We start from the raw sequence: 13,252 nt of genomic DNA on the forward strand, positions 1-13,252 counted from the left end.
GGGGACAGACTGTAAATCTGCTGCCTAGTGCTTCGTAGGTTCGAATCCTTCACTCCCCAGAATTTTGAGCCTTAAGTTAAATCTTAAGGCTTTTTTATTGTATTTTTTGTCCTTGCACAGGAAAATAAAATGTCTTTGTCAGAAAACAATTCTGAAAATAAAATTCCTCCTGAAAATTCCGGTTCATTTGAATATAATTTTAGTGGCAGGGAAGTAAAACTTCTTGCCAGATTTTTAAGAAAAAATCAGCCGCAAATTCCATCCGGACTTGAAAATTTTTCCAGAAAAGTTGAGCTGTATATTTACAGCCTTATGTCGATTGACGAAGTTGAAAAATTTTTTAGCGCCGAAGACTGATTTTTCGCTGGAGTGATTATGAATAAAAAAACATTCGCTCGTTGCGCAGCTGCCTCTGTTTCGATTTTTTTTCTTTTTGTCTTAGTTTTTTTTCTTACAGAACTTTATGTTCCCGTGTCGATTTCAAAAAAGTCTGAAAAAATTCGCATTGAAATTCCTTCAGGGACAAGCACAAGAAAAATTGCTTCGATTTTAAAAAAATCGAATCTTATTCGTTCTGAAAACTTTTTTTATGCATCCTCAAAATTTCCGGTTGTTTTTGGACGAAAAACTCCGTATCTTTTAAAATCCGGAGTTTACGAACTGAGTCCGAATATGACAGTTGCTCAAATTCTTTCCGAGCTTGAATCCGGCCATCAAGAATACATAAAAACTGTATTGCCGGAAGGGCTGACTGTTTCTAAAATCGCGGAAATTCTTGACGAAGAAGGCGTCTGCAAAAAACAGGACTTTATTCTTGCATCGAGAAATTATTCGCTTTTAAAAAAATATCAAATTCCAGCCGCAACCTTAGAAGGATTTCTTTTTCCAGATACCTATTTTTTCACACCGGGAATGAAGGCTGAAGAAGTTGTTGAAATGATGGTAAATAATTTTTTCAAAAAAATTGAATCTATTCCCGAATATTCAGGAAAAAACGTTTCAGAATATTACAGCACGATTGTCCTTGCTTCTGTCGTTGAGCGTGAATATCGCGTCGCAAGGGAAGCACCTTTGATTGCTTCTGTCTTTAAAAACAGAATTGAACAGAATATCGGCCTTTATTCCTGCGCAACAATTGAATATATAATCACAGAAATTCTAGGAAGACCGCATCCAGATGTAATTACTTACGATGACTTAAAGATTGATTCACCTTACAACACTTACAAATGGGCAGGACTTCCTCCGTCTCCGATCTCCAATCCTGGAACCGTCGCTTTAAAAGCCGCCGCAAACCCTCCAAAAACCGATTATTATTATTTTACGCTTAATGACGAGATGAACGGAACTCATACTTTCTCAAAAAGCTTCAGCTCTCATTCAAAGGCTGGAATTCAATTTAAAACAAAAAAGGCGGCATCATCAAAATAATGGCTGGATTTATTACTCAAGAATCAATTGAAGCGGTAAAAAGAGCGGCAGATATTGTTTCTGTAGTTGGAGAATATGTAAAGCTTGATAAACGCGGCTCGGATTTCTGGGGATGCTGTCCTTTTCATGGCGAAAAAACCGCTTCTTTTCATGTTATTCCTGAAAAAAATGCGTATTACTGTTTTGGCTGCCATGCCGGCGGACCTTCGGCAATAAAATTTATTCAGGAAATTGAAAAAATCTCGTTTCCGGAAGCAGTCGAGCTTCTTGCAAAAAAATTCGGAGTTGCGCTTCAATATTCAGAAAACGGAAATGCAGAATACAAGGTTGATCACACAAAAGACGACTTAAAATCCCTTTACAACAGGCTTGCAGGAACTTTTAACTATCTTCTTACTCAGACCGATTCTGGCAAAAAGGCGCTTTCGTACATAAAAACTCGTGGAATCACAGACGAAATAATAGAAAAATTTAAATTTGGCTATGCTCCTGCCGACCGTTACTGGCTAAAAAAATTCCTTCATTCAAAGAATTTCAGCGAAGAACTGCTTTCTTCGTCAGGGCTTTTTTCTAAAAATTACAAGGATATGAGTCTTTTTTCCGACCGTTTTATGATTCCAATTTTTGATGAACGGGGAGATTGCGTAGCTTTGAGCGGGCGCGTAATTCCTCCGTCAGATGAATCTCAGAGAAAATACATAAATTCGCCTGAAACGGCAATCTATTCAAAAAAAAACACTCTTTTTGCCTTGAACCTTGCAAAACGCTCAATGGGCGAAAAAGGTTTTGCGATAATCTGCGAAGGCCCGATGGACTGCATTGCGTACCATCAGGCAGGAATAACAAATGCCGTTGCTTCCTGCGGAACATCTTTTACAGAAGAACATATTCAAAAACTAAAGAGATATGCTTACAGCCGTGAAAATGGCGTTTCTACAGTTTACCTTTCGTTTGACTCCGACGGGGCCGGACAGAGCGCTACAAGAAAAGCAATTATTGCATGCAGAAAGGCTGGAATCGCTGTAAAAGTAATAAAACTGACCGGTGGAAAAGATCCTTCGGAAATTTTACTCAAATACGGTGCAGAAACCTTGACGATAGATGTCAATAACGCTATATTAGATTCTGACTATCTGTTTGAATCTTTGATGAATGAATATCCGGCTGATACGCCAGACGGAAAAGCTCGAATTTCGATGGCTTTTTTCCAATATGTAGATTCACTTCAAACTGACATTCAGAAAGAAACTAGCTTGGAGCAGCTTTGTCAAAAACTTAACCTGTCGAGTCAAGCTGTTCTCAGAGATTACAATAATCGGGAAAGTGCCCGCAGCCGTTTAGAAAAACGGACAGATTTACAAAACAGCGAAACCGATGAAAACATCCGGAAAGGAATGGAATTAAGAGTTTTGCTCGCAGTAATCGCCGATACTAATCAGTTTGAGCTGATGCGGCGGGAAATAAACGAAGATGTCTTTGAATCATCTGAAGCTAAACAATTATTCATTATTCTGGAGGATTGCTACCAGCAGAAAAACCTTTCTTTCAGTTCAATTTGCGAACACTGTAAAGATCCGAAATTAACGCGACTGATTACCGAAGGTGTAATGTCCGGAGAATATTCTCAAAATACGGAAAAAATTATCAGAGACGGAATTGAAATAATTAAAGGAAAAAATTTAAAACGTCAGATGGATTATATAATCGAGCGGCTAAAAGTTCTAAAAAATCCTTCTACACCTGAGCAGATAAAAGAATTTAATTCTTTAATGAAAGAAAAAATGAATATTGACAGGCTCGTTTGTTCTAAAAAAAATTAGAATATAAATTCAACTAAAAAAGAGGCAAAAAATGGATCAGGAACTCGATCCCGTAGTTGTAAAACTTCTTGAATATGCGAAAGATAAACAGATAATTTCTTGGGACGAAATCAACGAAATTCTCGGCCAGGACTTTGTTAATTCTCCAAAAATGGAAAATGTGCTTCAACTTTTAACCCAGAATAATATTCAGGTTATGGAAGAAGACAATCTCGATGAAGACGAAGACAGTGACGAAAGTCTTGATGAAGACGGAGAAAGTGAAGAATCTGACGATGAATCTCATATTGTAAACGGAGATAAAGATTCTAGCGTTGACGACCCGATTCGCCTTTATCTGCGCGAAATCGGTAAAGAAAAGCTTCTTACAGCAGAAGAGGAAGTAAAATATTCAAAAGAAATGGAAGACGGAGAAAACATCATAAAAGGTGTTATAAAAGATTCCGGAATGATGATTCCTGAATTTTTTGTTGTTGCCCAGAAGGCTTTTACTAGAATTGATCCGCATGAACCTGGAAAAGCAAGAAAAGAAATCAACGAAGAAATGGCAGAAAAGCGCCGCTTAAAGTCTTGCTATTCAGAATGGATAAAACCTGTTTTGCCAGAAATGAAACAGTATATGGCTTTGAAAAAAACACTTTTTGAAGCAGAGCAATCAGCAGATATTTTTGACAATTCTCAGCTTGTTGAATTGAGTGCAAAAATTTTGCCAGAACTCAAAAAAATAGAAATTCAATCTGAGGAAATTGAAAAATTCAGTGGAAAATTTGAAGAAGCAACTGATAAAATTGAAGATTACCGCCGCAGCCAAGAAAAGAAAATGAAGGAACTGAGAATCTCAAGCCCTTCAGAACTTCGCAGCCTTGGCCGTAAACTCGCAATTCATTCAGAAGCGTTAAAACTCGAAAAAGAGCTTGGAATGTCAAGCGATGAAATTCGCGATGTTTATACGCAGATCCAGAAAATAGACAGAAAACTCCGCCGCATGGAATACGATTTTGAAAACAGCGTGGAAGAAATTCTTACAAAGGCAAAGGAAATCAACCGAGGAAAACGCATGATGGAAAAGGCAAAGAATAAGCTCATCAATGCAAACCTCCGTCTTGTTGTTTCTATTGCAAAAAAATATACAAACCGCGGATTGCAGTTCTTTGATCTTGTCCAGGAAGGAAATATCGGTCTTATCAAGGCTGTTGAAAAATTTGAATATCGCAAAGGTTACAAATTCTCGACTTACGCAACATGGTGGATACGTCAGGCGATTACCCGTTCAATTTCCGATCAGGCTAGAACAATCCGTGTTCCAGTCCACATGATTGAGCAGATAAATAAAGTTGTCCGCGAAAGCCGCCAGCTTATGCAAAAACTGGGACGTGAGCCAAACGATGAAGAAATCGCGCAGCAGCTTGGCTGGCCTGTCGCGCGTGTAAAACAGGTTAAAAATGTTGCAAGAGAACCAATTTCTCTCGAAACTCCAATCGGCGAAGAAGAAGACAGCCAGCTCGGAGATTTTATCGAGGACAAGGAAGTTGAAAATCCTGCGAATCAGACTGCATACAAGATGCTTCAGAATCAGTTGCACGAAGTTCTTTCTTCTTTGCCTGAACGTGAACAGGAAGTTCTTAAAATGAGATTTGGACTTGACGATGGCTACAGCTTGACTTTGGAAGAAGTAGGGCTGTACTTTAACGTAACCCGTGAACGAATCCGTCAGATTGAAGCAAAGGCTCTCCGCAGGCTTCGACATCCGCGCCGTGCCAGCGGTCTTCGCGATTACATCGAATCGTAAAAAGCGATTGATAGACAAAAAAAAGTTAATTCTATATAATTTTTCGAATACTTACCTAGGGGATATTAAATGGCAATGACAGAAGTTTTTGATAAGCTTAAGGCTCTGCAGGATGTTCTTGCAGAAAAATACAGCCTTATGGCTAAAATTGAAGATTCTCCAAAACAGCTTTTTACACAGGATGAGCTTCTCGTTCGTTTAAGAAAAGAATTTCTGGAAACAAGCGCAGTTTATGAGAAAGTAAAGGCTGAAGCAAGTCAGCTCCAGCTTGAGCTTGAAGAAGCAGAAAAATCTCGTGAAGCTGGCGAAAAAGGAATGGACAGCATTTCTACTCACCGTGAATATGAAGCGCTTGAAAAACAGATCAACGAAGCATCTGCAAAGGAATCTGGAATCCGCAGCGAGCTCCAGAAAAAAGACAAAGAGCGCGAAGAGCTTAACGAAAAACTCCGAATGGACGAGGAAATGATAAAAGCTCAGGAAGCTGAGCTTAATTCAAACAAGGCCGCCCTTGAAAGCGAAGTTCAGTCATATCAAAATCAGATAAAAGAACTTGAAGCTCAGGAAAACGAAATTACTCCTGGATTGGATAGCGAAATTGTCTACAAATTCCAGAGAATTATACAGCGTAACCGTGAAGGTATCGTTGCTGTAAAGAACGGTGTCTGCACAGGTTGCCACATGATTCTTCCAGCGCAGTTTGCCAACGAAGTTCACGAAGGCGAAAAAATTCTTTTCTGTCCATATTGCAGCCGTATCCTTTTCTATCAGGAAATTGCAGAAGGGCTTTCAAGTCTCGCGCCGGAAACGATCCTGTTCCTGAAGAACATCCGTGAGGTCTACGTTTCGTTCTCNNAAGAAGGCGAAGAGGCAGAAGACTTCCTTTCAATGGACGAAACAGGAACACTTGCTGATTTTGATGATGAGTTTAATGATGAGTATGACGAAGAATCAGACGGAACTGATGATGATTCTCTTGATGACGGAGATGAAAAATCAATTTCTTTTGACGACTAATAAAAATAAAAAAATTATACAGAAAAGAAATAATCGTGCCCGCAATTTTTAATGATAAATTTTGCAGGTGAGGAAAGTCCGGGNNAGGCTGCCTTTTTGCAGGGCAGCTTTTTTATTTTGTAATTTGACAGAAAAGATATAACCGTGCTTTCTGCGCTGATGAAAGCGCAAGTAAGTGAGGAAAGTCCGGGCTCCACCGGAAAAGATGCCTGGTAATAACAGGGCGGAAAACGGCAGTTGCATTTTTATGTATAACCCGTCTTCCGACAGAAAGTGTCACAGAAAATAAACCGCCTTAATAAAGGCAAGGGTGCAAAGGTGAGGTAAGAGCTCACCGCATAAATGGCAACATTTATGGCAGGACAAACCTCATTTGGAGCAAAGTCAAGCAGTGGTTTTGGTTTCCGGCCTTTAAGCCACGGGTAGACTGCTAAAGGCTTTTGGCGACAAAAGTTTCGGATAGATGGTTATGAGTCCGGTAAGATTTTTAATTTTGCAGGACAGAACAGAACCCGGCTTATTTTCTTTTCTGTTTTTTTATTTAAAAAGCATAGCGGTGGGAAAATGAAATTCAATATTTTGCCAGGTGGAACAGTAAAAAGAAAAAGCCATGTGCTTCGCAACAGCATTATTTTATTTTGCTGTATGCTTTTTTTATCTGCCGTTACTTTTTTTATCTGCCGTCTAATTGATATTCACGTTTATAAAGGAAATTCAATAACACACTTATCAAAAGAATGGAAAAATTTTAATTATCAAAAAGTTTATGATATAAGCGGCGCGATTTTAAGAGACAATGCTTTTAACAACAAGGCTTTGACGTACCGCGGATATTCTGCATTTTATCTTGCCAATGCAGCGGTTGAGCCTTCAGAAACCCAGACTTTCCTCGACGAGTCGATAATCAGTTTGAGGCTTGCCCTTCATAATGCAAAATCTTCGCTTATTCCGCAACTTGAATATATGCTCGGAAAGGCTTATTTTTACAAAGATTCGGCATCAAACTATCATTACTATGCAGACCTTGCAATTCTTTATTTGAACCGTGCCCTGAAAGACGGTTATCTGGCGGATGATATTCCTGAATACCTGGGCTTAAGCTATGCTTCTCTTGGCATGACGATGGAAAGCATTTCTGCTTTTACTCAAGCGCTTTTGACTCGGGAAAGCGACTTGCTTCTTCTTTCAATTGCAGAACAGTATTATAATGCAGGACAGGCCGCGGCGGCAGAGCAGTATCTGTTTAGAATTTCAAAAGAATGCAAGGAAGAGAAAATAACAGATAAGGCTCATCTTTTGCTTGGAAAAATCTACACAGGACAAAAGAAATTTGCTGAAGCTAAAAAAGAATTTGATTCAATTCTCAAAAAAAATGAAAATTCTGCTGACGCTCTTTGCGGTCTTGGTGTAATATATGAGAATATGGGTGATATTATAAAAGCTCGTTCTTACTGGCGAAAAGCCTTGAAAGCACAGGTTAATCATCCTGAATCATTAAAAAAACTAGCTGAATATAAATAAGTGTAAAAAAAAATTTAAAATGCACATAAATATGAAAAAAATGGGGCTGGGAGGAATAAAATGGGTTTTTTTGACCGTTTTTCAACAGATGTTGGTATTGACCTGGGAACTTGCAACACGCTGATTTATGTACGTGGAAAAGGGATTGTAGTTGATGAGCCTTCAGTTATTGCCGTAGAAAAAGGAACTAAGCGGGTCGTTGCAGTTGGCGCTGAGGCTAAACGCATGCTCTGGAAAACTCCAAAAAACATAATTGCAATCAGACCTCTTGCAGACGGTGTAATTGCTGACATTGACAGCGCCGAGAAAATGATCCGCTATTTTGTTGCAAAGGTTGTTCCTCGTCATCAGTTGTTCAAATCAACTCGTATGAAAATCGGGATTCCTTCTTGCATTACTCAGGTTGAACGTCGCGCAGTAATCGAGGCAGCCCTTAAAGCCGGAGCAAAAGAAGTCGATGTAATTGAAGAATCCCTGGCTGCGGCAATCGGTGCAAAAATTCCTATTGATGAGCCTGCAGGACATATGGTTTGCGACATTGGCGGCGGAACGACAGAGGTTTCTGTAATTTCTTTGGGAGGAATGGTTGTAACAAGTTCAATTCGTGTCGGTGGAGATAAATTTGACGAAGCCATTGTAAAGCACATTCTTCAGGTTTCAAATTTGAACATTGGACAGCAGACAGCCGAAAAAATTAAAATTCAAATTGGAAACGCAGAAACTGACGGCACTACAAACGAAAAAATGCAGGTTCGCGGAACAGATGCTATCACTCATCTTCCACGCCTTCTTGAAATCGACTCTCTTGAAATCCGCGAAGCCCTTAAAGAACCTGTAAAAAAAGTTGTGGATGAAGTAAAACGAACTTTGGGAAAAACGCCTCCAGAACTTGCAGCCGATATTATCGAGCGCGGAATCGTAATGACTGGCGGTGGAAGCATGCTCAAAGGTCTTTCAAAACTTATTTCAAAAGAAACAGGAGTTCCTGTAATTCTTGTTGAAAAGCCTCTTGAATGTGTTGCTCAGGGCGCAGGCCAGGCCTTTGATGTATTTAACGACGTGTCAAGCGGCCGCATGGTTTACAGCGATATTAACGACTAAGTAAAAATGGCACGGCGTTCATTTTCTTTTAGTTTCGCAGAATTTATATTCTTGATTCTTCTCTTTCTGTCTGGATTAGCGCTTGCTTTTAGTGGCGGCGGTTTTGTAGTAAATTTTCAGAGAGTTGGTTTTTCTGTGGTAACTTCACTGCAAAAAGCAGTTTACTCGGTTTGCGACGGTGTGACCGGAGTTTTTACGGCAGTTGCAGAACTCAAAAGCCTTAAAGCAGAAAATCAGGAATTAAAAGAAAAACTTAAAAATTATGAATTTTTACAGAGAAACAATACTGAAATTCGAAAGGAAAATGAGCGTCTGAGAGAACAGCTTCAATTTGCCACTCATATCGAACAGAAAAATTTTCCTGCCCAGATAATCGGACGAAATCCAGACAATATCTATTCGGGAATTACCATAAACAAGGGCAGCCGCAGCGGCATAAAAAAAGGAATGTCGGTTATTGCGGTTCAGAATGGAACGACAGGTCTTGTCGGAAAAATTGTTACCGTTGGCTTGGAAACAAGTCTTGTAATGCCTGTTTATGATTCAAAATGCGTTGTTTCTTCAAGAATTCAAAATACACGTGATATTGGACTGGTAAATGGAAGCGGAAATGCAAATTCGCCGCTGCAAATGAAATATATAAAAAAGAGGGTTCTTCCTGAACTTAATTTTGGTGATATTGTAGTTACTTCCGGCGAAACTGATAATTATATTGCTGATATTCCTGTAGGTACGATTACAAATATTATGGTAGTTGAATACGATTCGTCTCTTAATATAGAAATTACTCCTGTCGTTGATTTTGCACGTCTTGAAACTGTCATTGTGACAGATTTAAAAGAAACAAATCCGCTGCTGGAAAGGAGGCGCCGGTAAATGAAATCTTTTGGTTTTGCCTGTCTTTTTTTTCTGGGATTCGCCCTGCTTGAAAGCGCCGTGCTTTCAAATATTTTAATTTTGCCGGCAATTCCTGATTTTATTTTGCTTTGCTCCCTTTATTTTAGCCTGAACAATGGCCGACTTTTTGGCGCATGCTCAGGTTTTGCAAGCGGTCTTTTTCTTGATTTTTTCTGTGCTGTTCCTTTTGGCTATAACTGTCTGCTCCGCACAGTTTTTGGCTATGCTGCAGGGCTTTTCAGCAAAACTTTGAATATAAACGGAATGTTTTTTCCGTTTATACTCGGCGCCTTTTCTACGTTGTTTAAAGCCTTTGTTTTATGGTTAATCGCTGTCTTTTATCCGAACGTTAACGTTAGCTACAGCATTTTTTCAATTTCGTTCGGTTTTGAACTCCTTTTTAATTCTATTTTGGCTCCTTTTGTTTTTAAGTTTTTAAATATTTTCAAAAATGGAATTCTCCTTGATTTAGAGAAGGTTCGTTAATGGACGATTTTAATAACGACTTGTTTTCCAGCTATGAAAAAAGTCTTGCTGCCTCAAAAAAAAATATCCGCATCATCATTCTTCTTCTAGGACTTGCTTTAACTTTTTTTATTTATACGGTAAAACTTTTCAGCCTTCAGGTTGTTGAAGGAAAGGCTTACAGACAGCGTTCAAGAACTATTTCAAGCCAGATAAAGACAATTTCTGCACAACGCGGCGAAATTTTTGATAGAAACGCTTCTCTTCCTTTGGTTATTAACACGGATTCTTTTGCGGTTGACCTTATTCCTGCTGAAATTCCTTCCGGTTATTATGACACTGTCGTTTCAAAACTTGCAAAATACCTTGATATTCCAAAAAGCTATATCGATAAAAAAATTCCTGCACGAATGAGAAATTCCTATAAGGCGATTGAAATTCGCGTAAATGTGCCTTTTAATACAATTTCTAATATCGCAGAAAATATTACCGACCTTCCAGGAGTAAGCTGGCGTTCAAAACCAATGAGAAACTATGTTGAAACAGGTTCTATAAGCCATGTAATCGGTTATGTCGGCGATATTACAAAAGATGAATTCAATGTTATGTATAATCATGGCTATAAGGCGAATTCGATTATTGGAAAAACTGGAATTGAAAAGCAATATGACCACTATCTCCAGGGAAAAAACGGTCTTGAAAGCCGTACTGTAGATGCGCGCGGACATATTATTTCAGATATTCCAGTAATTCAACCTCCAGAACCTGGCAAAAATCTTGTTTTGACGATTGACTCGCGCATTCAAAAACTTGCAGAACAGGCGCTTGGAAAAAGAGTAGGTGCGGCAGTTGTTTTACGGCCTTCAAATGGAGAAGTCCTGGCAATGGTAAGTTATCCTTTTTATGACCAAAATCTTTTTAATTCTGATGATGCTGCCAATGAATATACAAAACTTGCGACAAGTCCGAATAATCCTCTTTTGAACCGTGCGGTAAATGCAGTTTATCCTCCTGCTTCTACTTTTAAAATAATTATGACAACTGCAATTCTGGCAGAAAAAGCGATTCCTCCAGAAAAAAAAATTGAGTGCCCTGGACGAATTGTCCATGGAAACAGAACTTTTACCTGCCACATAAAATATCCTGGACACGGCTACCTAGATTTAAAAAATGCGCTTGCCCAGTCATGCGATGTTTATTTTTGGATTGTCGGAAGGGATAATCTTGGCGTAGATAAAATTGCTTCTTATTCAAAAGAATTTGGTTTTGGAGAAAGTTTGGGTATAGACCTTCCGGCACAGTCTACAGGTTTTGTTCCAACAAGCCAGTGGAAAGAGCGCCGTTATCATGAAACATGGAAAGACGGTGATACTATGAATATGTCAATCGGACAGGGATACACTCTCGTTACTCCGATGCACGTGGCAAATATGGTTGCAATGGTTTGCAATGAGGGGAAAATTTATAAACCCCATCTCTTAAAAGAAGTGCGTGATCCTTCTACAAACGAAACAATCGAAATAATAAAGCCTGAAATTTTAAGGGAATCGAATATTGACAATGCAGTATGGAAAGAAGTTCAAAAAGATATGCGGTATATGATTACCGATGGAACTGCCCAATATCCTATGAACAACAGGCGTTTTCAGCTTGCAGGAAAAACTGGAACTGCTGAAGTTAACGGCGCTCAAAAAAACCACTGGCATTCCTGGATGGTCGCTTACGGCCCTTACGATGCGCCAGTTGAAGAGCAATATGTTGTCTCTGTACTTGTCGAAGCCGTAAATGACTGGGAATGGTGGGCTCCGTATTGCACGAACATCATTTTTCAGGGAATTCTGGCAAACCAGACTTTTGATGAGGCAATCGATACTTTAGGTTTTAGATATTTGGTAAAGACAAAGAACAGACAGGAATAATAGAATGAAGACAAGATTTTTTCAGATATTTGATTATTTTCTCTTTATCTGCGTACTTTTTCTAGTTTCACTTGGAATTATGTTCATCTATTCATCTGCGATCAATTCTGAGGGCTTTTTAGTTTCAAAAGAATATGTAAAACAGATTATCTGGGCTGGAATTGGAATCGTTCTTTTGATTTTTACAGCAATAACTGATTATAGAAGAGTTATTCGCTATGTACCGTATCTTTACGCTGGTTTTGCAATTCTTTTAATCTATACAAGAATTTTTGGACGCTATGTAAATGGCGCACGCTCCTGGATTGGTTTTGCCTCGTTTGGAATTCAGCCTTCAGAATTTTGCAAAATCATCTATATTATGTTTTTGGCATTATATCTTACAAATTCAAAATCAGAATCGCCTAGAAGAAGATTTTTTGTTTCTCTAGGAATTTTTCTTCTTCCGACAGGGCTGATTCTTTTGCAGCCAGACCTTGGAACTGCAATGGTTTACATTCCGATTTTTTTGATAATGTGCTTTGCCGCAGGGCTTCCGCTTCGCTATATTTTTTTTATATTTGCAGGCGGACTTTTGACAATAATTTTTACCGTTCTTCCGATTTATCAGACTGAAATTGCTCACATAAATTACAAACTAATCAGCGTCCTTACAAATGGAAAACTAAGTATTCTTGTTATCATTGCGTCGCTTGCAATCTGCATGATTGGAGTAACAGGCAAATTTTTCTTTCCTGAAAATAAGTATTTTTACTGGATTGCGTATTATGCGGGAATGTTCTGTGCGGCTCTGATACTTTCAAAAGTTGCAGGAAAGGTTCTAAAAGATTACCAGATAAAAAGATTGATTGTTTTTATAGATCCGGACTCTGACCCAAGAGGAGCCGGATGGAATATAATTCAGTCAAAAATAGCAATTGGCTCAGGAAACTTATTTGGACAAGGATTTTTACGCGGAACACAAAGCCATTACCGTTTTTTGCCAGAACAGAGCACGGACTTTATTTTTAGCATTTTGGCAGAAGAATTTGGTTTTGCAGGCTGCATGGCAGTTTTCATTTTATATTTTGGAATTCTCATTCGAATGGTTTACATTATGAGAGCAACAAATAACGAATTCGGATATTTTATAATTTCAGGAATTCTTGCAATGTTTTTCTTTCATTTTATTATAAATGTAGGAATGGTAATGGGAATTATGCCAATTACAGGAATTCCCCTGCTTTTTTTGTCTTACGGAGGCTCATCCCTTTGGACCGCAATGATCTGCATCGGACTCGTAATGAGCATAA

11 protein-coding genes and 1 other RNA gene are annotated in these 13,252 nt (G+C 38.7%); all 12 read left to right on the forward strand.

The annotated features are described in order from the left end of the window. The first annotated feature begins 129 nt into the window (after positions 1–129). On the forward strand, positions 130–357 hold the full coding sequence (locus B3Y13_RS06770) for a hypothetical protein (protein WP_296022595.1): 228 nt from the start codon (positions 130–132) through the stop codon (positions 355–357). A gap of 18 nt (positions 358–375) precedes the next feature. After that, complete coding sequence (gene mltG, locus B3Y13_RS06775) at positions 376–1,431, forward strand: endolytic transglycosylase MltG (RefSeq protein ID WP_296693537.1); 1,056 nt, start codon at positions 376–378, stop codon at positions 1,429–1,431. Further along, the gene (dnaG, locus tag B3Y13_RS06780) at positions 1,431–3,251 is read left to right on the forward strand and encodes a DNA primase (RefSeq protein ID WP_296668635.1); all 1,821 of its coding nucleotides are present in this window, start codon (positions 1,431–1,433) and stop codon (positions 3,249–3,251) included. Before mltG ends, dnaG begins: the two co-directional genes overlap by 1 nt. 31 nt (positions 3,252–3,282) lie before the next feature. Then, positions 3,283–5,040, forward strand: a complete 1,758-nt coding sequence (gene rpoD, locus B3Y13_RS06785) for an RNA polymerase sigma factor RpoD (RefSeq protein WP_296022598.1) — start codon at positions 3,283–3,285, stop codon at positions 5,038–5,040. Between the two features lie 465 nt (positions 5,041–5,505). Then, positions 5,506–6,057, forward strand: coding sequence for a zinc ribbon domain-containing protein (locus tag B3Y13_RS09945; protein WP_422664325.1), 552 nt, complete (start codon positions 5,506–5,508; stop codon positions 6,055–6,057). A 128-nt stretch (positions 6,058–6,185) separates the two neighbouring features. Continuing rightward, positions 6,186–6,593, forward strand: an RNA gene (gene rnpB / locus B3Y13_RS06795) — RNase P RNA component class A. Positions 6,594–6,621: 28 nt separating this feature from the next. Beyond that, positions 6,622–7,578, forward strand: coding sequence for a tetratricopeptide repeat protein (locus B3Y13_RS06800; RefSeq protein WP_296668638.1), 957 nt, complete (start codon positions 6,622–6,624; stop codon positions 7,576–7,578). Between the two features lie 60 nt (positions 7,579–7,638). After that, entirely contained in the window at positions 7,639–8,679 is a 1,041-nt protein-coding gene (locus tag B3Y13_RS06805; protein WP_296022601.1) for a rod shape-determining protein, read from the forward strand. A gap of 6 nt (positions 8,680–8,685) precedes the next feature. After that, positions 8,686–9,555 carry a rod shape-determining protein MreC gene (gene mreC, locus B3Y13_RS06810; RefSeq protein ID WP_296693543.1) on the forward strand — a complete coding sequence of 290 codons (870 nt, stop codon included), beginning with the start codon at positions 8,686–8,688 and terminating at the stop codon, positions 9,553–9,555. After that, positions 9,556–10,062 carry a rod shape-determining protein MreD gene (gene mreD, locus B3Y13_RS06815; RefSeq protein WP_296668642.1) on the forward strand — a complete coding sequence of 169 codons (507 nt, stop codon included), beginning with the start codon at positions 9,556–9,558 and terminating at the stop codon, positions 10,060–10,062. Beyond that, positions 10,062–11,960 carry a penicillin-binding protein 2 gene (gene mrdA, locus B3Y13_RS06820; RefSeq protein ID WP_296693545.1) on the forward strand — a complete coding sequence of 633 codons (1,899 nt, stop codon included), beginning with the start codon at positions 10,062–10,064 and terminating at the stop codon, positions 11,958–11,960. Before mreD ends, mrdA begins: the two co-directional genes overlap by 1 nt. Positions 11,961–11,964: 4 nt before the next feature. Then, positions 11,965–13,252 (forward strand): rod shape-determining protein RodA (rodA, locus tag B3Y13_RS06825; RefSeq protein ID WP_296693547.1); only part of this gene is annotated, 1,288 nt, incomplete at its 3' end.

The organism is Treponema sp. UBA7567, assembly GCF_002476655.1.
Classification (GTDB): Bacteria; Spirochaetota; Spirochaetia; order Treponematales; family Treponemataceae; genus Treponema_D.